Genomic DNA, 20,334 nt, shown 5'->3' on the forward strand with positions numbered 1-20,334 from the left:
CGGCGGCCTGGGAGCTGCCGCCGTGCCGGTGGTCAGGGGGTAGGAAGAGGGGTAGGGGTCAGGGGGTGCTGCAGGTGAGTGCGGGGTTGGCCACGTTCCCGCCCGGGGCGCTCACCGTGAAACCGAACGAAGCGGACGCGCCCGGTGCCAGGTTGAAGTTCCAGCCCACGGGCTTGACCGTGATGACGTTGCCGTTCTCCGTCGGGCTGCCGTTCCAGAGGGCCTGCAAGTCCTGGCCGGAGTTCATGGTCAGGACGGCCGTCCACGAGCTGACCGCGCTGCTGCCGGCGGTGATGGTGACCTGGCCGTTGAACCCGTTGTTCCACTGCGCGGTGCGGGTGTAGGCGCAGGTGACGCTGCCATCGTTGTCTCCGTCACCGTCACCGTCCCCATCTCCGTCTCCGTCGCCGGGGGTACCGCCGAGGGCTTCGAGCGTCGCGTCGTACGCGGGCTTCTTGTTGTAGTTGTCGTCGAAGAGCAGCGCCGCGCCCTCGCCCTCGAACACGTCCGGAACCCAGGAGTACTTGTCGGTCACGCCCCAGACGGTGATGCCCTTGCAGCGCGACACCGCCAGGCACGCGGACGTCACCGCGCGGTAGTCGCTCGCCTGCTGGGCGAGCTTGGAGCTGTCCGGCGGGGTCTGCATCCGGATGTCCAGCTCCGTGATGTAGACGTTCACGCCCAGGTCCGCGAAGCGCTGGATGTTGGCCTGGATGTCACCCGGGATGCTGCCCACGATCAGGTGCGCCTGGAGACCCACGCAGTCGATCGGGACGCCGCGGGCCTTGAAGTCCTGGACCATGGCGTAGACGGCATCGCTCTTCGCGTTGCGGCCGTCGATGTTGTAGTCGTTGTAGCAGAGCTCGGCGCCGGGGTCGGCCTGGCGGGCCGCCCGGAACGCCTCCTCGATGTAGCCGTCGCCGATGACGCGCTGGAAGACGGTGTCGCGCCGCGCGCCCGACCCGTCCTGGAACGCCTCGTTCACGACGTCCCAGTACTCGATGTCGCCGCTGAAGTGGCCGGCGACGTTCGAGATGTGGTTTCGCATGACGTCCAGCAGCTCGGTGCGCGAGGAGATGCCCTCGACCCAGCTCGGCAGCTGGCTGTGCCAGACGAGGGTGTGCCCGCGCACCGCCATGCCCTGCGACTGGGCGTGGCCGACGAGCTGGTCGGCCGCGCCGTAATTGAACGAGTTGCGGGACGGCTCGGTCGTCTCCCACTTCATCTCGTTCTCGGGGGTGAGCTGGTTGAACTCGCGGTTGAGCGTGTCGACGTACGCGGACTCGCCCATGTGGCTCTGGGCCGCGGCGGTGCCGAAGACGATGCCCTTGGCGGCGGCCGCCTCCTTCAGGGTGCTCGCCGCCGCCGACGCGGGGAGCACGCCGGTCACCAGCATCGCCAGGAGCAGGGTGGCCGCTCCGAGCACCGCGGTGAGTGCTCTTCTCATGGTTGTGTTCCTCCTTGGGGGTGGTGCCTGCTTTCGGGGGGCCCGAGATAGGAGGCCCTGAGTCCTCCGGTGTCGACGACGATCTTCTGCAGGACGACGGTCGGGTCGACCATCCAGAACTTCAGGGTGTGCGTCCCCGGTTCGGTGACGGTGTGCGTGGTGACGGTGCGGTTGACGTTGTCGGAGGTGTTCCGCTCCCACTGCTTGTTCATGGTCGTGTCGTTCGCGCCGGTCGCCTCGGTGATGTTCACGACCTGCGGCTCGCCGCCGTCGATCGAGACGGCGTACCTCAGCCCCCCGGTCGACAGGACGCTGTTCCTCGGCGACAGGTAGGCCCAGACCTTCACCGGGCCGGTCGTCGTCAGCGTCATGTCGTATTCGAGGCGCGGGCCTTCACCGGGCTGCCGGCTCGGCGCGGTGACGGGGAACGGTTCCATGCCGGCGCCCGTCCGGCCGACTCCCGGGACGCGCTTCCACCGGGCGTCGCCCGTGCGGGTCGCGCGGGTGTAGCCGTCGGCGTTCATGGAGACGTAGCCGCCGGCCTCCAGGAATCCGCGGGCCTTGAACGATTCCGGCTTGTCGACGACGGCCTGGACGGTCACGGTGCGGCCGTCGGCCCCGGTGACCTCGATGGGCACGCGGCTGGTCCCGTCGGGCGCATGCCGCCAGTCGATCCACACCGTCGCCCGCACCTGCTTGTCGACGCGGCCTCTGGCGTGGGTGACCTTCACCCACGGCTCGGCGGGGGTGATCCGGTAATCGAAGGGATCGGTGCCGCGGTTGAACACCTCGATGTACTGCCGGGGTGCGCTCTGGTACGGGCTGAACTCCGGCAGGACGGCCTCGGACTCCGCCCGCGGCCACCACTCGGTGGAACCGTCGATGGCCACGCCCATCTCGGAGCCGTCCGGCACCTCGATCCGCTTGAGCTCGGGGAAGATCTTGTCCGGCAGGGCTATGTAGTCCTTTTCGGGCTGCTGCCAGGGCGCGTTCGGGCCGTAGCGCTCCACGTCCCCGTAACCGATCTTCGGCTGGCTCTGGAAGCCGTTCCATTTCCCGCCGGCGAGTTCATTGTCGTAGTGGTCCGACATCGCCTGGTCCTCGTTGAACCGGGCCTCGGCGAGGTCGGCCTGGTCGTTGGTGGCCGCCCGTCCCTGCTCCGCGTAGAGGATGTTCGTGAACTCGGCCTCACGCAGCTCGTACAGATTGGCCGTCGCCTTCACCCGGTAGTAGACGAGCTGGTAATAGGCGTCCTGATACTCCTCCGGCAATCGGCGGCGTATCCGCTCCGCCTTCTCGGCGAGCCGCCGCCACCGTGCGGTGACCCTGTCCATCTCCCGGTACCGGTTCAGGTAGAACGGCGTCTGCTCGTCGTCGTAGACGACCGCGGCCGGGTCGGTGGACAGGTCCTTTTCCGGGTCGACGGTGATGCGGCGGTTGAGCAGTTCCGGCTTGCGGAGCGCCTGGAGGTCGCCGTAGGCGTTGAGCACCTCGGCGATCTCGTCCGCGTGCCGGGAGCCGAAGTTCTGCGCGGCGAACTTCCGTTCCCATTCGCCGAGCTTGTGCAGGGGCCAGCGGTCCGGGTTCCAGGCGTAGTCGAGGAAGAACTGCAGCGGCAGCTCGTTCGCCTTCATGTCGCCGACGTTCGCGACCCACAGGTTGCGGATGCCGTACTGATACGACTGGTGCAGCTGCTCCCACGTGTTGCCGAGCTGCGCGGTGTCGACCCACTTGTAGTTGCGGCCGCCGCCCACATAGTCGAAGTGGTAGTAGAGCCCGTATCCGCCGGCGCGTTCCGGCAGCCCCCGCTCGGGCATCTTGCGCATGTTGCCCCAGTTGTCGTCGGTGAAGACGACGGTCACGTCGTCGGGGACGCGCATCCCCCGGTCCCAGTACCGCTGCACCTCCTTGTAGAGGGTCCAGACCTGCGGGGTGGCGGACGCCTCCTCACCGGTGACCTCTTCCAGGATTTGGCGCTCGCTCGCGATGATGTTCTGCATCAGTTCGATGCCGTCGCCGTCGGGCAGGCTGACGTCGCCGTTGCCGCGCATCCCGATGGTCACGACGCCCTCGAAGTCGTCCTCGACCATCCGCTCGATGCCGTCGCGCCAGTACTTCTTGATGGCTTCGGAGTTGCGGCGGAAACTCCACTCGCCCGTTCCGCCGTACGGGTCGTGGCCCGGCTTGGTGATGTTCCCGTCCTCGTCGCGCTCCGCCGGGACGGCGTGCCGGTTCCACTCCTCGATGCCGCGCATCATCGGCGCCTCGTGGGACGTCCCCATGACCACGCCGTACTTCTTCGCGGTCGCGTGGTTCAGCGGATCGTCCTCGGCGAACGCCCGTCCCCAGACCGCCGGCCAGAGATAGTTGGCCTTCAGCCGCAGCATCGTCTCGAAGATCTTGGCGTAGAACTCGTGGTTGAAGCCGTTGGGGTATCCGGGGGCCTTTCCCTGGCCGAAGAACTTCGGCGCCCACCGGTTCAGTGCGGGGTTCTCGTCATTGATGAAGAAGCCGCGGTATTTCACGGCCGGTGTGCCCTGGGTGTGGCGGCCCGGCTTCACGTACACCTCGTCCCGGTGCCGCGACGGGACGTCGTCCCAGAAGTACCAGGGCGAGACGCCGATGTTCTTGGAGACGTCGTAGGCGCCGTAGATGGTGCCGCGCTGGTCACTGCCGGCGATGACGAACGCGCGGCGGACGCCCGGCATCGGGTGGTCCACCACCTGTTCCAGGGTGGTCTCCCATTTGCCTGCGATGCCCCTCACGTCCAGCTTCCCGGAGGAGACGAGCCGGTCGATGAGCGGGCTCTCGCCGATCGTGCCGATGATGACGACGGCGCTTCCGGACGGGACGTCGCCGCCGGTGGAGAGCGCGGGCCGCTCGCCGGTCACCCGCTCGATGTCGGCGCGCAGGTCTCCGGCGACCCGGACGACGCCGGGGTGGTCCGTGTCGCTGACCACCAGCGGTGCGGCCTTTCCGTCCGCGACGAGGGGGAAGTACCCGCGCCCGTCCCGGAAGGAGATGTAGGACGAGGGGTCGGCGGGCCTGTCGTGGCCGTGCCCTCCGCGGTCGGCGGGGAGCGCGGCGGCGGGCTGGGCGGTGAAGGCGATGACGGTCGGTATCAGGGCCAGGAGCAATTTCCACGTCCGACACGGTCTGCCCATCGGCTGTCTCCTCACTGCGGGAGCGGCACGGCCTTCGAAATATTTCGATACTTTTCGAGAGCCGACAGGAAAATAACCCCAGGAATCCCTTTCGTCAACCACCTCTTTCACCTTGGTTCTCGGTAAAGCGCTCTGATCTGGGAGCATGCGACCGCGACCCTTCCTTCGAAACATTTCGAAGGAAGTCGGATGATCACTGGAAGCAGTGCGTGGCCACGTCCCTACATTTCGCTACATGGAAAGATCCGAGCGCATAGGCTTTGTCGCAGGTGGCCGCGATCCTTCGCGGTGGCGGTTCGGCGAGCGCGCACGAGAGGGCCCGGACAGTGACCAACGATGAGCAGGCTCGCGTTGACCTCAGCGTGAACGTCGCTCACCCCGCCCGGATGTACGACTACTACCTGGGCGGAAAAGACAACTACGAGGCCGACCGGGTGGCCGCCCAAGCGTCCCTGGAGGCCGCGCCCGAACTGCGCGTCATCGCGCAGGAGAACCGCGCCTTCCTGCACCGCGCCGTCCGCCACCTGGTGAACGCCGGGGTCAGGCAGTTCCTCGACATCGGCGCCGGGCTCCCGGCCCAGCGCAACGTCCACGAGGTCGCCCAGGAGATCGCGCCCGAGACACGCGTCGTCTACGTGGACAACGACCCGATCGTCCTGGTGCACGCGCGGGCGCTGCTGAGGTCACACCGGATGGGCCGGACGGCCGTCGTCCAGGCCGATATCCGCGACCCCGAGGCGATCGTCGCCGACGACCTGGTCCGCTCGCTGATCGACTTCGACGAGCCGCTCGCGGTCATGCTCGTCTCGGTGCTGCAGTTCGTCCCCGACCGCGAGCCGCACGACATCGTCGCCCCGCTGCGGGACGCGATGCCGGCCGGCGGCTACCTGGCCGTGTCCCACCCCACGCAGGACTTCCGCGCCGGCCAGGTGACCCAGGTCGCCAGCACCTACAACCGCGCCAAGGCCCCCGCCGTGCCGCGGCGCAAGGCCGAGATCGAGCGCCTCTTCGACGGCTTCGAGGTGCTGGAGCCCGGCATCGTCCAGACGCCCCTGTGGCGGCCGGACGGCCCCGTCACCCCCGACCTCGATCTCATGTGGATGTACGGCGCCGTGGGCCGCAAGCTCTGAGCCGACCCGGCTCCGGCCGGCCGCCCGCCCGCCCGTCCGCCCGGCTGCCCGCCCGTCCGTCCGCAAGCGCAGAACCGCAGCCCGACCCGACCTGACCCCCCAGAGAGGTGACATGGACGTCATCGAGGCCATGAAGACAACGGGAACGTGCCGCTACTTCCGCAGCGACCCGGTACCGGACGAGGTCCTGATGTCGGCGTTCGAGGCCGCGCGGTTCGCTCCGCAGGGCGGCAACCGGCAACCCGTCCGCTGGGTCGTCGTCCGCGACAAGGACCGCAAGCGCCGGCTCGCCGAGTGGTACCTGGCGCCCTGGAAGGCCTACCTGGAAGGCATCGGCACCGGGGACGTCGGGGTCGGCGCCCCGCCGAAGGCCGTTACCGATGCGGACCACTTCGCCGAGCACCTGCACGACGTCCCGGCCATCGTCGTCCTGTGCGCCGAGATCGACGGCCTGCACCCCACCGACCTGGAGCTCGACAGGTTCAGCGTCGTCGGCGGCGGATCCATCTACCCCACCGCGCAGAACTTCTGCCTCGCGCTGCGCGACCAGGGCGTCGCCAGCGCCCTGACCACCCTCCTCGTCCACGCCGAGCCGCGGGTGAAGGAACTGCTGGGCATCCCGGACGGCGTCATCACCGCCGCCCACATCGCCGTCGGCTACCCCGAGCACGGCTTCCCCACCCGGCTGACCCGCACCCCCGTCAACGAGATCGTCTACGACGAGACCTACGGCGCCCCGTTCACCGCACGCTGAAACGTGGTGGAGTAGAGGGGCCGACACCCGAGGAGCGTTGATGGCACCGTTGCCGCTACTGCCGACGTCGCTGGTGGGCAGTTACGCCCAGCCCGAGTGGCTGATCGACCGGTCGAGGCTCGCCGGCCGGTTCCCGCCGCGCGTCCGCGCCAAGGAGCTGTGGCGCGTCGCGCCCGACCTCCTCGCCGAGGCCCAGGACGACGCGACGCTGCTGGCGATCCGGGCGCAGGAGGAGGCGGGGCTCGACATCCTCACCGACGGCGAGATCCGCCGGGAGAGCTACTCCAATCACTTCGCGACGGCGCTGGAGGGCGTCGACGTCGACAACCCCGGCACGGCGCTCGACCGCAGCGGACATCCGAATCCCGTCCCGCGGATCACGGGGCCGATCCGCCGGCCGCGCCCGGTCGAGGTCGAGGACGTGCGGTTCCTTCGGGCGCACACCGACCGGACGATCAAGATGACGGTGCCGGGGCCGTTCACCATGTCCCAGCAGGCGCAGAACGAGCACTACCCCGATGCCGAGGCGGCGGCGATGGCCTACGCCGAGGCGGTCAACGCCGAGATCGCCGACCTGTTCGCGGCCGGCGCGGACGTGGTGCAGATCGACGAGCCCTACATGCAGGCGCGCCCCGACGCCGCCCGCGCGTACGGGCTGACCGCGCTGAACGCGGCGCTCGACGGGATCACCGGCACGACGGCGGTGCACATCTGCTTCGGATACGCGGCGATCATCCACGAGCGTCCCGAGGGCTACTCGTTCCTGCCCGAGCTGGCCGGCTGCCCGGTCGACCAGATCTCCATCGAGACCGCCCAGTCCGGGCTCGACCTGGGGGTCCTCACCGACCTCACGGACAAGACGATCATCCTCGGGGTGATCGACCTGTCCGACGAGGCGGTGGAGACCCCCGAGACCGTCGCCGGGCGCGTCCGCCGCGCCTTCGACCGGGTCCCGCCCGAGCGAATCGTCATCGCCACCGACTGCGGGATGAAGTACCTGCCCAGGCCGTCCGCGGAGGGGAAGATGCGCGCGATGTCCGGCGCCGCCGCGCTGCTCCGCGAAGAACTCGGACCCTGACGGCCGCCCTGCGCACTACGTCAGCCGGCGGGGAATTGGCGGGTCGTCCAGGAGGAGAGTTCGGCGCGGGCCGCGGCCAGCTGAGCGGGCGTCGCCGGTGAGCCGGTCGTGGTGTTGACGATGAGGGCGAAATGCACCGCCGCCGCGGAGTCGCCGGCCGGTGTGAGCTGCAGCCGGTGCGCCGAGGACGAGCCGGGCTCACGCGTGGCCTTGACCGGACCGGAGGCGGGAACGCCGTTCACCGTTCCGAGGTCACTGACGACGGTGGTGCCGGCGGGAGCGAAGGACCCCGGAAGGTGCAGGTCGGTGGGGGCACCGGTCGCCGACCCCTTCCACACGAGGACGCCGAACTGGCGGTTCTCGACCAGGGCGGCCACGGCCGGCAGCGAGGACGGGACGGTGAGCCACGCCTGCTGCCGCCCCGCGCCGCCGTATCCGGAGCGTGCGAGGCTCTCGAAGGCGAACGCCAGCGTGTCGCCGTTCACCGCCGTGGGGTAGAGCCGGTCCAGGACGCGCCGGTCGAGCCTGAGCGTGACGTCGCCCGCGTCGTCGACGGCCACGACCGAGTGGTTCTCGTCGTTCCACCCGTCGCCCTCGGTCTGCACCTTGTTCGGGTTGCCGTTCATCAGCTCGTGGTGGCGGTCGTGGTAGATGTCCCAGTGCCACTGGATCGCGGACAGGACGGAGCCGCCGCCGGCCGGGTCGTCCCACCAGGTCCGGCCGGGGACGCCATGGTCCATGGCCTGGTACATCGCGCGGATCATCCACGGGGTGCGGTCGTCGTCGAGCTTGTTGCCGAACTCGGAGACGAACGGCGCGGTCCCCAGCTCCGTGGCGCGCTGCCGGATCTCGTTCATCGGCGCGGCATAGGTTCCGTCGGACGCGGGGGAGGGGTCGAGCGTCATGCGCGCCCCGTCGTAGTAGTGGCTGTTGAAGACCATCCGGGTTCCCAGCCGGCCGACCGACGCCATGCCGCCCTGCTCGAAGAAGCCGGTGTTCCAGAAGACCAGCGGTTCGACGAAGGCCGGTTTGGCGGCCCAGCCCGCCTCGTCCATGGCGGCGCGGAAACGCTGGTAGAAGGGCATTAGATACGCCTTCTCCCATTCCAGGCCGGTACCGCCGTCCAGGCCGCCGTCGAACGGCTCGTTGAAGGGATCGAACCCGACGATGCTGTCGAACGCCTCCCGCGGAAGTCGCTGTTCGAGGTAGGTCATGGTCGCCTTGGCCTGCGTGATGAAAGCGTCCTGGACGCCGACCGGCCCGGCGGACGTGGAGAGCACCCGGTTGCGCCAGAAGTCGTAGGCGGCCTCGCGGACGGCGGCGTTGGTCTGCATGTTCTGCCCCCACAGCAGGCAGATGCCGCAGGACTCCCTCGGATAGCCGCCCGCCTCGATCACCCACGCGGGCGCGCCGTCCCCGGTGTACCAGCTGCCCTCGTTGAACAGGTGCGAGGAGTACAGGTCCTGGTGGTAGTCCAGAAGCACGCGGAAGCCCCGGTCGGTGAACGCCCTGATCTGCGCGATGGCCCGGTCGAGGTAGGCGTGGTCGATCCGGTCGGGGGCGGGCTGGACGCCCTCCCAGCTGATCAGGAAGCGGACCGCGTTGGCGCCGGTCAGATCCCGCATCGCCTGTGCCGACTCGGCGGCGTCCGCGGCGCTGCGGAAGGGCAGCAGGTCGTTCTCGTAGAGCTTCGTGCTCCCCGAGACGTTGAAGCCGCGCAGCGTCACCTCGCGGCCGTCGCCGTCCCGGAACACCCAGTTCCCGTCCCCCGGCGAGACCACGACCGCCCCCGGTGCGTCGGCCGCGATCAGCGACGCGTCCGCCTTCGAGGGACTCGCGGTGACGGCCGACGCACCCGCCATCGCCAGGAGCACGGCGGACGTGAGCCGGACGGAACGGAGCGACGCGATCGGAACGCGAAGTACGGGCATGGCGGGGGGCCTTTCTGCTGGGGCCCTCCACTGTGCAAGAAGGTTCTTGCATGCGCAAGAGCTATCTTGCGTCCGTGTCCTCCACCACGCGCGAACGCATCCTCGACGCGGCTCTGGCGCTGATCCAGCAGCGCGGCTTCGGCGGCACGACCGTCACCGACATCGAGGAACTGGCCGGGTTGTCTCCCGGCAGCGGCAGCTTCTACCGGCATTTCAGGTCGAAGGAGGACGTGTTCGGCGAGGTCTTCGAGCGGGAACTCGGCCGCGCCCAGCAGCACCGCCAGGCCTTCGAACGCGGGCCCGTCACCGCCGACCCGACGGAGGCGCTCACCCGGCGCCTCCAGCAGCAACTCGACTACCTGGCCGAGATCAGGCCGCTGATCACGCTGCTGGCCCGCGAACACGGCAGGTTCCCCGAACTCACCCGCAAGATCCGCGGCGCGCTCCTGGACGAGGGCATCGCCGAGGAGGCCGAGCACCTGACACGGGACCTGCCGGCCCTGCCCGGCGACGACGACCCGCACGCGCTTCTCGCGGTCGTGGTCTCCGCCCTGACCGGATACCACCTGTCCCGCGAGTTCTTCGGCCGCCCCCCGGCCGACGTCGACCCCGCCAGGTTCACCGCCGCCCTCGCCGCCCTCCTCACAACACCCCGCTAGCCACCACGCCGGCCGGTCAGGGGAGTTTGGCCAGGGCGCCGTAGGCGGAGACCTGGGCGGGGGTGGGGGCGGGGGGCTCGGCGGGATCGCGGCGCCACTGCGACACCAGGACCACGCCGGGCTGGACGAGTTCGAGCGCCTGGCCGGTGAAGACGAGCCGCTCGAACTCGGCGGCGGTCCGGGGCTGGGTGCGGACGCCGTCGTCACGGTAACCGGCCGACGCCGACCGCAGCGCCGGTTCGTGCTCGGCCGTCACATGGCTGGCGAGCACGTAGCTGCCCGGCGGCAGTGCCTCAACGAGGGTGCGGACGATCTCGGCGGGCCGCTGCTCGTCGGGGATGAAGTGCAGGATGGCGCTCAGGATCAGCGCGATGGGCTCGTCGAAATCCAGGATCGTGCGGACGAGTCCGCTGTCGACGATGGACCGGGGCTCGCGGATGTCGGCGTCCAGATAGCCCACCTGCCCCCTGGGATCGGACACCAGCAGGGCGCGGGCGTGCACCAGCACGATCGGGTCGTTGTCGACGTAGGCGATCCGCGCCTCGGGCGCGACCTCCTGCGCGACCTCGTGCACGTTCGGTGACGTCGGAATGCCGGTCCCGATGTCGAGGAATTGCCGGATTCCGGCTTCGGCGGCGAGGTGCCGGACGCCGCGGAGCAGGAATCTGCGGTTCTCCTGGGCGCCGACTCGAATGGCCGGAAAGGCCTCCGCGATTTTGGCGGCGGCGGTCCGGTCGGTGGCGAAGTTGTCCTTTCCGCCCAGCAGATAGTCGTATACCCGCGCGGAGGAGGGATTGGCGGCATCGACGAGGGTGCGCGCGGCCGCGGGAACCGCGGCGGCTCCGGGGGGCGGCGTTCTCTCTTCTCGTGGGGTCGGCACGTTCCGGTGACTCGCACTCCTGGCGACGGCAGAGGGGAGTAGTTTAACGTGACCGGCAATGCCGGAAGAGATGTCCCAAGAATGTCGCCTCCCGTAATCGACCGATCGGGGACCGTGATGAGGATCGCCATAGCCAGCGCGTCCGGCCGACTCGCCCGCGGCACCGCGAAGTATGTGCTGGAAAAGGTCTCTCCCGATGACGTCATCCTGGTCAGCAGGAACGTCGACGCGCTCACCGAGTTCGCGGACCACGGCGTGGCCGTACGGTACGGCGACTACGACCGGCCGGAGACGCTGCCCGCGGCGTTCGAGGGCGCCGACCGGCTCTACCTGGTCAGCCTGCACGAGCTCGGCCACCGCGTCACCCAGCACCGCAACGCCGTCGACGCGGCCGTGGCCGCCGGGGTACGGCACATCGTCTACACGTCCTACATCATGGTCGATCCCGCCTGCCCGTCCACGGTCGTCCCCGACCACCTGCGCACCCATGAGCTGCTGGACGACTCCGGGCTCGACGTGACGTACCTGCGCAACGGCCTCTTCGCCGAGACCCCGGTCACCCAGATCCTGCCGCCGGCGATCGGCCGCGGGATGCTGGTGGACAACACCGATCACGCCCGGGGCGCCTTCGTCCACCGCGACGACTGCGCCGCCGTCGCCGCCGCGGTGCTGACGTCCTCCGGTCACGAGGGCAGGACCTACGACGTCACCGGTCCCGAGCTGCTCAGCTTCGCCGACCTCACCGCGCTCGCCGCCAAGGTTTCCGGCCGCCCCGTCGGCTACCTCAGCGTGGACGACGCGGAGTTCGACGCGCAGCTGCGCGCGGCGGGCGTGCCCGACGAGGTGCGCGGCATGATCGTCTCCTTCGGCGTGTCCCTCCGCGCCGGCTTCGGGGAGCCGCTGACCGACACGGTCCAGCGCCTCACCGGCCGCCCGGCCCGCCCCATCACCGACCTGATGGAACAGCACCGCGCCCTGCTGGCGGGCGAGACGGGCGAGTGACGGCCGGGCCGCAGGCCCACCCCGCCCCAGCCGCAGATCTACATGCGGTGACGTGGAGACGCGGCAACCGGCCCCCTGCGACGCCCTGCCGGGCCGGGTCAGGACGCCGGGACGACGTGGTTCGGTCGCGAATGGGGTGACAACAGGCGGATCGGCTGCAAGGCTTTCCTCGCACCCGGTCCGCCTCTGCGTGGTGACCGGGTGCCTTCAGGCCGGTGCGCATTGGGGTGCGGTACGGCACAGGGGACAGCGAGGAGGCGACGGTTGTGACCGTCTCGATGGTGAAGGGCCAGCGGATCTCGCTGGAGAAGCCCGGCGGTGCGCTGAGCATGGTCCGGATGGGCCTCGGCTGGGACGCGGTGAAGAAGAAGGGCTTCTTCGGTTCCCGGGAGCGGGAGATCGACCTCGACGCGTCCTGCGTGCTCTTCGCCGACGGCAACATCGCCGACGTGGTCTACTTCGGCAAGCTGACCAGCGACGACGGCTCCGTCCGGCACACCGGCGACAACCTGACCGGGGCGGGCGACGGCGACGACGAGTCGGTGATCGTCGACCTGGGGAGGCTGCCGGTGCACGTCACGTCACTGGTGTTCACGGTCAGCTCCTTCAACGGGCAGACGTTCAACGAGGTGGAGAACGCCTTCTGCCGGCTGGTCAACGAGATGGACGGCGGCGAGATGGCCCGGTACACGCTGACCGGCGGCGGCACCCACACCGCCATGGTGATGGCCCGGATCTACCGTCACGGTGACGCCTGGAAGATGAACGCGATCGGCGAGCCGTGCCACGGCCGCACGTTCCAGGACATGCTGCCGACGATCGCCGGGCTCGCCTGACCGCCGATGACCGAACTCTCGTCCGGCGCCAACGCCCCGCTGCCCGCCCGGCGGCTGACCGCCACCGTGTCCTGCGCCGTTCCCGTGGACGTCAGCGCCCTCATCGTGGGCCCGGACCTGCGGGTCCGCTCCGACGCCGACCTGGTGTTCTTCAACGCCCCGGAGGCGCCCGGCGTGCGCTGGGCCGACGGCGGGGGCCGCCAGCGCGTGGACCTCGACCTCGACGCGGTCCCCGCAGACGCGCAGGCGGTGCTGATCGCGGTCAGCCTGTCCGGGACCGGCTCGTTCGGGTCGATGCCGCCGCCGCAGGTCCGGCTCACCGGCGAGGGCGACGGCCTCGCGGCCCTGTTCACCGTCCCCGGGCTGGGGCCGGAGAAGGCGATCATCGGGCTGGAGATCTACCGGCGGGACGACCGGTGGAAGGTGCGCGCCGTCGGGCAGGGCTACGCCGGCGGGCTGTCCGAGCTGGTCGAGGCGCACGGCGTCGAGGTGGACGACCCGGGCGAACCGGCCGCCGAGACCGGGCAGCCGGCCATGGGCGCGCCGCCGGGCCCCGCCGTCGGGGCGCCGCCCTTGCAAGGCGGGGCGCCCGGGCCGCAGGCGCCGCCTCCTCCGCGGACGCCCCCTCCTTCGCAGGCGCCGCCCGCCCAGCAGTCGCCGTCCGGCGCGGAGGTCGGCTACCTGGAACGGTGCTGGCTGGTCTGGGAGGACGCCAGCCGCTCGCTGGCCTCGTTCCGCTCCGCCACCGAGCACGCGCTCACACTGCGCAACGAGGAGATCGCGGGGCGGGCGCCGCGCGGGCGGTTCGAGCAGCTCATGGCGGCGGCCAATGAGCGGCTGCGGGCCGACGCCGGGCAGTTGCGCGACGAGCTGGCCCGGGTGGAGCCGCAGGTCACCGCGGAGGTCGCGCCGTTCGACGCGCCGTCCTGGCTGACCTGGCAACCGCGCACCGACCTGGCCGAGGGAGTCCTGGTGGGCCGGCTGTCCACCGCCGAGCTGCCGGATCTGCGGGTGCCGCTCGTCCTGCGGGTGCCCTGGCGGCGCGGCGTGTGGATCTCCACGGGCATCATGCCCGGCGACTCGGCGGCGTTCGCCTGGTCGCTGGTGACCCGGTTCCTGGCCGCCGTCCCGCCCGGGGTCGCCGGGCTCGAGGTGATCGACGCGGCGGGCCTGTCGGGCGCCGGCTGGCTCCACGGGTTCGACCCGGTCACCAGCGCCCGGCTGCTCGGCGGCGGGGTGGCGACCGGCCCGGCGGCGGCCGAGCGGCTCCGGCACCTGCTCGACCTGGTGGACCTGCGCCGCATCGGCGGCCAGGACGAGGACATGCTGTCCGGCGCCGGGCCCCCGGTGCGGCTGGTGGTGATCCTGGACGCCGGCGCCGCGGTCGCCGGGGAGCAGGCGGACCGGCTCCTGCGCCTGGTGGAGGACGGGCCGCTGGTCGGCATCCCGGTGCTGCTGGTGGAGACCGACACCCCGGCGGCCGAGTCGGTGCGCGCCATGCGGATCCGGCAGTCCTGCAACAACCTGTCCTCCAGCGAGGGCGCCATCGCCGACTCGTGGGTGGGCGCGGACTGGACGCTCACCCCGGAGGTGCTCCCGGACGCCGCCGGCGGCGCCCGCGCCCCGGCGCTGTTCGCGCACGTGCTCGGCGCCCACGCCCGCACCATCGCCTCGTACGACTAGGCGGTGGCTCAGGCGCTCAGGCGCTCAGGCGCAGCCCTCGAACTCCGGGACGGTGATGGTGACTTCGAGGCCCGACGTGGTGAACCACTGGCCGAGCAGCGTTTCGGCGGTTCCGTTCTGGTACATCCCGGTGAGGATCCTGTTGACGGCCTGGCAGCCCTTCAGGTCTCCCTTGCGCAGGCCGATCCCGTACCGCTCGTCGGAGAACGGCGCGTTGACCATGGTGGTCGCGGAGCCTGCGGCGAACCCGGCGAGGATCAGGTCGTCGGTGGACACGGCGTCGAGGCGTCCACCGGTCAGCGCCTTCACGCATTCGCTGTAGGAGCCCGCCGGGACGAGCTCGGCGGCCACCTCGCGCTCCTCGGTGACACGGCGCCAGGAGTTGGATCCCGACACCTGGCAGAGCCTCTTGCCGCGCAGGTCGCGCACGTTCTTGATCGACGTTTCCCCCTGCCGGACGAGGATGTCCTGATGCGCGACGTAGTACGGCCCGGCGAAGGTGACCCGCTGCTTGCGCTCCGGGGTGATGGAGTACGTCGCCACCACCATGTCGACCGTGCCCCGGTTCAGCGCGCTCTCCCGCTCGTCCGAGGACAGCGGCCGGAAGGTCAGCTTCTCCGGTGAGACCCCGAGCCGGCCCCCGATGTAGGTGGCGACATCGACGTCGAAACCCTCCAACTCGCCGTCCTCGGTACGCATGGACAGGCCCGGCTGATCGTCCTTGACCCCGATCACCAGAGCGTCGAGCTCGGTGATCGACGGCTTCCCGTCGTCGGCGCCGTGGACCAGCGGGGCCACCGCCAGGGACGTCACCAGGATCAGGACGGCCAGTGCGGCCAGGACGGCGGTGGCGACGAGGGTGTGGTTGGTGCGGGCGGCGTCCACGGTCGGCTCCCGTTCTCGGTGTCTCAGCGGTATTCCGACAGGCGCGGCCAGACCCCGGCCACGATGAGGGCGGCGATGGCGAGCGCCGCGGCGGGAGGCAGCCAGTCCCAGTGCTCCAGGGCCCGGTCGCCGCGCGCGACGGCGCGGGCCCCGATGAACTCGTGGCGGCTGATCCAGGCGTCGAATTCCTGGTCGTGTACCCGGAAGCTGCTGTCGGGCAGCTCAGGCGCGCCGTCCTCCGGTGCCAGGTGTATCCGCAGGGCGCTCGCGCGGTCGTTCTCGGCCCGGACGCCCTTGTCGTAGACCTGGTAATGCCGGTAGCGCGCAAGCTGTCTGCGGATCTCGCGCGCCTGCTCCGGCGTGGAGGCCCGGTCCGACCATCGGCCGTAGAACCCGCCGAAGCCGGCGGCCCGCGCGTCCTCGCCCGGTTTCGGCAGCTCCAGTTTCCCGACGTAGTCGTCGAGATTGGTCGCTCCCGGTATGTAGAGGATGCTCTGCGCTTTCTCCAGGTACATCTGGTCGTAGCGGTCGGCGTCGGCCGGATCCAGGAGCCAGCGGCCCCGGTCGGTGTCCATGCCCTTGAAGACCGCCCGGGTGCGGGTGAGCTGAAGGACGGGGTCGAGGCCCGCGGTCTTGGCCGCCCGCAGGTGATCCGACTCGGTGGCCAGCAGCGACGCCCCGGCCACCGTCAGCGCCAGTGTGCCCGCGAGCGCGACGGCGAGCGGCACGCTGAGCAGGCGGCGGAACCGCCGGGCCAGGTAGACCTGCAGGCCCGCCAGCGCGACCAGCAGCGCCGACCCGGCCCCCACCACCCGGATCCACCCCGCCCGGACGGCCGAACGCTCGTCCCGGTAGGCCTCGTCGACGTCGGCCGCGCCGTCCAGCGTCAGGTTGTGCGCCTTCGGCAGCAGGTTCCGCGTCATCAGCGCGGTCGCCGCCCGGTATTTCCGCACCGCCTCCGGCGGCAGCGCCGCCGTCGCGGGGCCGTCCCGCCGCCCGACCTCCATGGCCGCCTGCACCTGCTGGTCGTAGGTGTGCAGTCCGTCAAGGACCGACCGGACGGACTGCAACCGCACCGGGTCGCCCTGCGCCAGTTGCGCGGCCTGCAATGCCGCCCGCTGCGCGTCCTCGCGGCGGATGTCGTAGGTGTACCGGGTGCGGCTGCGCTCGCAGACCGAGCCTTCCGTGCCGGGATCGCACAGCCAGCCCACCTGGTTCCCGGCCAGCAGCGCGTTGGTCACGAGCGCGTCCATGTCGCTGAGCGCGAGGTACATGTCGGCGGTGGCCACCACCATCGGACCTTCGCTGTGCCCCAGCGCGTCCAGCCCCTCGCGCGCGTCACCGGACGCCATCTCCGTGGCGGTGAACAGCACGGCGAGCGCCAGCAGCGCCAGGGCGGTCAGGGCCCGGACACGACCCGCGACGGTACGGAGACCAAACAGCTTGGAGGGCACGCTCGGCTCTTCTCCTTCGGGGGGCGCCTCGGACGTACCAGTCTCGGGGCCCCGCACCGTCCTCGGCAAGATCGCAACACGATCAGCCGAGGGCGCGACGGGCCGTCGGGACGTTAAGAAAACTTGACATCGTGTCTGCTTTGTTTTACCTTCCCCGCATATGTCAAGTTTGTTTTACATGGGGTGGCTCATGGCCTACGAGGAGAAGCGGGCGTGGATCATGCTGGTGGTCTCGGTCGCCGCCTACGCCGTCTACGCGGCCGTCACGCTGGGGCGCGCGGGCCCGGTGCCGCTGGCCGACGTGCCGTACGCGGCGACACTGCTGTGGACCATCGGCGCCGCGATCGCCGCGTCGATCGTCCTCAACATCGTGGTGGGGGCGGCGTCGTCCGACCGCGCCAAGACGGACGCGCGCGACCGGGAGATCAGCCGGCTCAGCGACCACATCGGCCAGTCGTTCGTCGTCGTCGGCGGTGTGGCGGCCCTGGCCATGTCGCTGGCCGAACTGGACCACTTCTGGATCGCCAACGTCATCTACCTGGCGTTCGTGCTGTCGGCCGTCCTGGGATCGGTGGCCAAGATCTTCGCGTACCGCAGGGGATTTCAGTCGTGGTGAAGCCGACCAGGGTCACCAACTCGATCCGGGCCCTGCGGTTCGCGCACGGGCAGATGACCCAGGCGGAACTGGCCGAGCGGATCGGGGTGACCCGGCAGACCGTCATCGCCATCGAGCGGGGGCGCTACTCGCCGTCCCTGGAGATGGCCTTCCAAATCGCACGGGTGTTCAAGGTGCCTCTGGACGAGGTGTTCCAGTACCCCGACGGCCAAGGAGAACGAGAATGAAGGCCATCATCGGCGACGACTACGGGCCACCAAGTGGCCTGCGGCTCCGGGACGTCGGCACACCGGAGCCGGCGGCCGGCCAAGTGCTGGTACGAGTGCTGGCGGCCGGCGTGCACGTCGGCGATTGCCTCGTCGTCCGGGGCGCGCCGTTCCCCGTCCGCTTCGCGACCGGCCTGCGCAGGCCCAGGTACGGCGTGCCCGGATTCGACCTGGCCGGCCGTGTCGAGGCGGTCGGCGAAGGCGTCGAGGGGTTCCGCCCGGGCGACGAGGTGTTCGGCACCGGCGACGGCACCTGCGCCGAGTACGCCCGCACCGCGCAGGAGCGGCTCGCGCCCAAGCCGTCCGGCCTCACCTTCGAGGAGGCCGCGGCCGTTCCGACCTCCGCGGCCACCGCGCTGCGCGCCCTGCGCGAGGTGGGGAGGCTCAAGGCGGGCCAGGAGGTCCTGATCAACGGCGCCTCGGGCGGCGTGGGGACCTTCGCCGTGCAGATCGCCGCGTCGCTCGGCGCGCGGGTGACCGGCGTATGCGGGCCGGGGAACCTGGAGATGGTCCGCTCGATCGGCGCGGACCACGTCATCGACTACACCCGGGAGGACTTCACGCAGGGTGCACGGCGCTACGACCTCATCCTCGACAACGTGGAGAACCGCCCCTTGGCCGACTGCCGCCGCGTGCTCGCACCGTCCGGGACGCTCCTGCTCAACAGCGGCACCGGCGCGCGCGGAATCGCCATGCTGATCCGCCTGGCCAAGCCGCTCCTGCTGTCTCCGTTCACCCGTCAGGGCCTGCGCCGGTTCGTGGTGTCCCCCAAGCGACGCGACCTGGCCGCACTGACGGAACTCCTCGACTCCGGGAAGGTCAAGCCGGTCATCGAGCGGACCTACCCGCTGGCGGAGACCCCCGCCGCCCTCAGCCACATCGAAGGCGGCCACGCCCGCGGGAAGGTCGTCATCACCATAGGTCAGTAGCGGTTGGTTTCGGAGTCCAGGGCGAGGTTCTTGTCGATCGCCTCCGCGGACATCTCCTTGACTCCCAAGTGGTCCTTGGCGATCTGCCCGAGGGTGGGCAGGGTCTTGCGGTTCGGCCAGGTCCCCGGGTCCCACAGGGACGAGCGGAGGAACGCCTTCGCGCAGTGCATGTACAGCTCTTGGACGTCGACGAGTAGCGCCAGCCGCGGCCGCTTCCCCTGGACCGTCAGGTCGTCGAAGAACGGCGCGTCCGACACGAGCGTCGCGCGCCCGTTCACCCGCAGTGTCTCGTTCATTCCCGGCACGAGGAACAGCAGCCCGACATGGGGGTTGTGCAGGACGTTGCGGAAACTGTCGATCCGGTGGTTGCCGGGGCGGTCGGCGATCACCAGCCGGTGGTCGTCCAGGACCAGGACCGACCCGGCCGGGTCCCCCTTGGGCGAGACGTCGCAGGTCCCCTCCGAGTTCGAGGTCGCCAGCAGCACGAACGGCGAGTGCGCGATGAGCGTGCGCGCGTGCTCGTCGATCCGGCCGATGTCCTTGTCCCAGAGGGACTGCGAAGGCTCTTTGACGATCTCCCGGAGCTCGGCTTCGGTGCTCACGGTACGGATCTCAGAAGGACGCATCGTCCGAATATAAGGTAACCCTAACCGGCGAGGCGCTTCGGGACCTCCTCAAGCGCCGGGCCCGTCGCCGCAGTACAAGGGGGAGGAAATGCCGTTCGCGCCCGACCGCGTACGCCCGTGACCCCGCGAATGCCCGTGACCCCGGGCACTCCCGCGGCCCGGCGTGCCTCCGCGGACCGGGAGACCCGGACGCTGCCCGCCCTCGCGGCGGGGCCGGTCGAGATGCCGCACGCGATCCTGAGCTGGAGCGAGGTCTTCGCCCGCGACACCGTCTGGAACGAGCATTCCCACCCCTTCCACGAACTGCTCTGGAACGAGCGGGGCGCGTCCACGGCCGTGGTGGGACCGCGGGTCTGGACGATCACGCCCGCCCTCGGCCTCTGGATGCCGGCGGGCACGCTGCACTCCGGCTCGGCGGCCGCCGGCACCTGGTGCCGCGCCGGCTTCTTCGGCTTCGACGCCATGGCCTCGATGTCCCCGACGCCCGTCGGGGTCGAGATCACCCCGCTGCTCAGGCTGCTGCTGGAGCGGCTCGCCGACACCGGGCTGCCGGCCGGCTCGCGGGCGGTGACCGAGGCGATGGTGCTCGACGTGCTCGCGCCCTCCTCGCGGGAACTCCTCGTGCAGATGCCCGTCTCCGATCTGCTGCGCCCGATCGCCGACGCGGTCCGGAGCGATCCGGGCGATCAGCGGACGCTGGCGCACTGGGCGTCCCGGCTGGGGGTGAGCGCCCGCACGATCACCAGGGCGTTCAACGAGGAGACGGGCACGAGCTTCGCCCGGTGGGTCGCGGCGGTGCGCGCCCAGCACGCGGTCGAGCTGCTCGGCCGGGGGTGGGAGATCGACGTCGTGGCCGAGGAGGTCGGCTACCGGTCGGCCAGTGCGTTCGGCGCGGCCTTCCGGCGGACGACCGGGCTGACCCCGGGGATGTTCCGGGCCCGTTGACATGTCCCGATCTCAATAACGGATGTCCCAAACGCTTTATTGCGACAAG

At 70.5% G+C, this 20,334-nt stretch carries 18 protein-coding genes; 11 read left to right on the forward strand and 7 right to left on the reverse strand.

All coding sequences use genetic code 11. The features are described 5' to 3' along the window. Positions 1-58 precede the first annotated feature (58 nt). Together AB0C35_RS17720 and AB0C35_RS17725 are read right to left on the reverse strand one after the other, a co-directional pair. Positions 59-1,447, reverse strand: a complete 1,389-nt coding sequence (locus AB0C35_RS17720) for an endo-1,4-beta-xylanase (RefSeq protein ID WP_358456625.1) — start codon at positions 1,445-1,447, stop codon at positions 59-61. After that, on the reverse strand, positions 1,444-4,611 hold the full coding sequence (locus tag AB0C35_RS17725; RefSeq protein WP_358456628.1) for a glycosyl hydrolase 115 family protein: 3,168 nt from the start codon (positions 4,609-4,611) through the stop codon (positions 1,444-1,446). The genes AB0C35_RS17720 and AB0C35_RS17725 overlap by 4 nt, the downstream gene beginning before the upstream one ends. 326 nt (positions 4,612-4,937) lie before the next feature. Here AB0C35_RS17725 and AB0C35_RS17730 point away from each other — a divergent pair, with 326 nt between their 5' ends. The 3 genes from AB0C35_RS17730 to AB0C35_RS17740 all read left to right on the forward strand — a co-directional run bounded on the left by AB0C35_RS17730 (position 4,938) and on the right by AB0C35_RS17740 (position 7,573). Beyond that, positions 4,938-5,741, forward strand: coding sequence for an SAM-dependent methyltransferase (locus AB0C35_RS17730; protein WP_358456631.1), 804 nt, complete (start codon positions 4,938-4,940; stop codon positions 5,739-5,741). Between the two features lie 112 nt (positions 5,742-5,853). After that, a complete protein-coding gene (locus tag AB0C35_RS17735) occupies positions 5,854-6,495 on the forward strand; it encodes a nitroreductase family protein (protein WP_358456634.1) in 642 nt (213 codons plus the stop codon). 40 nt (positions 6,496-6,535) lie between these two features. After that, positions 6,536-7,573, forward strand: a complete 1,038-nt coding sequence (locus tag AB0C35_RS17740; RefSeq protein WP_358456637.1) for a uroporphyrinogen decarboxylase family protein — start codon at positions 6,536-6,538, stop codon at positions 7,571-7,573. A gap of 20 nt (positions 7,574-7,593) precedes the next feature. Here the strand turns inward: AB0C35_RS17740 and AB0C35_RS17745 are convergent, their stop codons facing one another. Next, the gene (locus AB0C35_RS17745) at positions 7,594-9,504 is read right to left on the reverse strand and encodes a cellulase family glycosylhydrolase (RefSeq protein ID WP_358456640.1); all 1,911 of its coding nucleotides are present in this window, start codon (positions 9,502-9,504) and stop codon (positions 7,594-7,596) included. A gap of 74 nt (positions 9,505-9,578) precedes the next feature. On the opposite strand from AB0C35_RS17745, the gene AB0C35_RS17750 reads away from it, so the two are divergent. Next, positions 9,579-10,163 (forward strand): TetR/AcrR family transcriptional regulator, encoded by a 585-nt coding sequence (locus tag AB0C35_RS17750; protein ID WP_358456643.1) that lies wholly within the window; start codon positions 9,579-9,581, stop codon positions 10,161-10,163. 16 nt (positions 10,164-10,179) lie between these two features. Here the strand turns inward: AB0C35_RS17750 and AB0C35_RS17755 are convergent, their stop codons facing one another. Then, positions 10,180-11,043, reverse strand: coding sequence for an SAM-dependent methyltransferase (locus AB0C35_RS17755; RefSeq protein WP_358456645.1), 864 nt, complete (start codon positions 11,041-11,043; stop codon positions 10,180-10,182). Positions 11,044-11,160: 117 nt separating this feature from the next. On the opposite strand from AB0C35_RS17755, the gene AB0C35_RS17760 reads away from it, so the two are divergent. The 3 genes from AB0C35_RS17760 (at position 11,161) to AB0C35_RS17770 (ending at position 14,564) form a co-directional block, all read left to right on the forward strand. Then, positions 11,161-12,045: an NAD(P)H-binding protein gene (locus AB0C35_RS17760; protein WP_358456648.1), complete on the forward strand. Its 885-nt coding sequence runs from the start codon at positions 11,161-11,163 to the stop codon at positions 12,043-12,045. A 266-nt stretch (positions 12,046-12,311) separates the two neighbouring features. Continuing rightward, positions 12,312-12,881 (forward strand): TerD family protein, encoded by a 570-nt coding sequence (locus AB0C35_RS17765; protein WP_358456651.1) that lies wholly within the window; start codon positions 12,312-12,314, stop codon positions 12,879-12,881. 6 nt (positions 12,882-12,887) lie between these two features. Further along, a complete protein-coding gene (locus tag AB0C35_RS17770; protein WP_358456654.1) occupies positions 12,888-14,564 on the forward strand; it encodes a TerD family protein in 1,677 nt (558 codons plus the stop codon). A 24-nt stretch (positions 14,565-14,588) separates the two neighbouring features. Here AB0C35_RS17770 and AB0C35_RS17775 read toward each other — a convergent pair whose 3' ends face one another. Together AB0C35_RS17775 and AB0C35_RS17780 are read right to left on the reverse strand one after the other, a co-directional pair. Next, positions 14,589-15,449, reverse strand: a complete 861-nt coding sequence (locus AB0C35_RS17775; protein WP_358456657.1) for a glutamate ABC transporter substrate-binding protein — start codon at positions 15,447-15,449, stop codon at positions 14,589-14,591. 23 nt (positions 15,450-15,472) lie between these two features. Next, positions 15,473-16,903 (reverse strand): hypothetical protein, encoded by a 1,431-nt coding sequence (locus tag AB0C35_RS17780; RefSeq protein ID WP_358456660.1) that lies wholly within the window; start codon positions 16,901-16,903, stop codon positions 15,473-15,475. A 160-nt stretch (positions 16,904-17,063) separates the two neighbouring features. Here AB0C35_RS17780 and AB0C35_RS17785 point away from each other — a divergent pair, with 160 nt between their 5' ends. Genes AB0C35_RS17785 through AB0C35_RS17795 form a run of 3 tightly spaced genes read left to right on the forward strand, consistent with a single transcriptional unit; the run spans position 17,064 to position 18,714 of the window. Further along, positions 17,064-17,519 carry a hypothetical protein gene (locus AB0C35_RS17785; protein WP_358456664.1) on the forward strand — a complete coding sequence of 152 codons (456 nt, stop codon included), beginning with the start codon at positions 17,064-17,066 and terminating at the stop codon, positions 17,517-17,519. Then, positions 17,513-17,746, forward strand: a complete 234-nt coding sequence (locus AB0C35_RS17790) for a helix-turn-helix transcriptional regulator (protein ID WP_358456667.1) — start codon at positions 17,513-17,515, stop codon at positions 17,744-17,746. Before AB0C35_RS17785 ends, AB0C35_RS17790 begins: the two co-directional genes overlap by 7 nt. After that, positions 17,743-18,714: an NAD(P)-dependent alcohol dehydrogenase gene (locus AB0C35_RS17795; RefSeq protein WP_358456670.1), complete on the forward strand. Its 972-nt coding sequence runs from the start codon at positions 17,743-17,745 to the stop codon at positions 18,712-18,714. The genes AB0C35_RS17790 and AB0C35_RS17795 overlap by 4 nt, the downstream gene beginning before the upstream one ends. Here the strand turns inward: AB0C35_RS17795 and AB0C35_RS17800 are convergent. Then, positions 18,708-19,316: a pyridoxamine 5'-phosphate oxidase family protein gene (locus AB0C35_RS17800; protein WP_358456673.1), complete on the reverse strand. Its 609-nt coding sequence runs from the start codon at positions 19,314-19,316 to the stop codon at positions 18,708-18,710. The genes AB0C35_RS17795 and AB0C35_RS17800 overlap by 7 nt on opposite strands. A 153-nt stretch (positions 19,317-19,469) precedes the next feature. On the opposite strand from AB0C35_RS17800, the gene AB0C35_RS17805 reads away from it, so the two are divergent. Beyond that, positions 19,470-20,285 (forward strand): AraC family transcriptional regulator, encoded by an 816-nt coding sequence (locus AB0C35_RS17805; RefSeq protein ID WP_358456676.1) that lies wholly within the window; start codon positions 19,470-19,472, stop codon positions 20,283-20,285. Positions 20,286-20,334: the final 49 nt, after the last annotated feature.

Origin of the sequence: Spirillospora sp. NPDC048819 (genome assembly GCF_040650055.1) — a bacterium.
Lineage (GTDB): Bacteria > Actinomycetota > Actinomycetes > Streptosporangiales > Streptosporangiaceae > Spirillospora.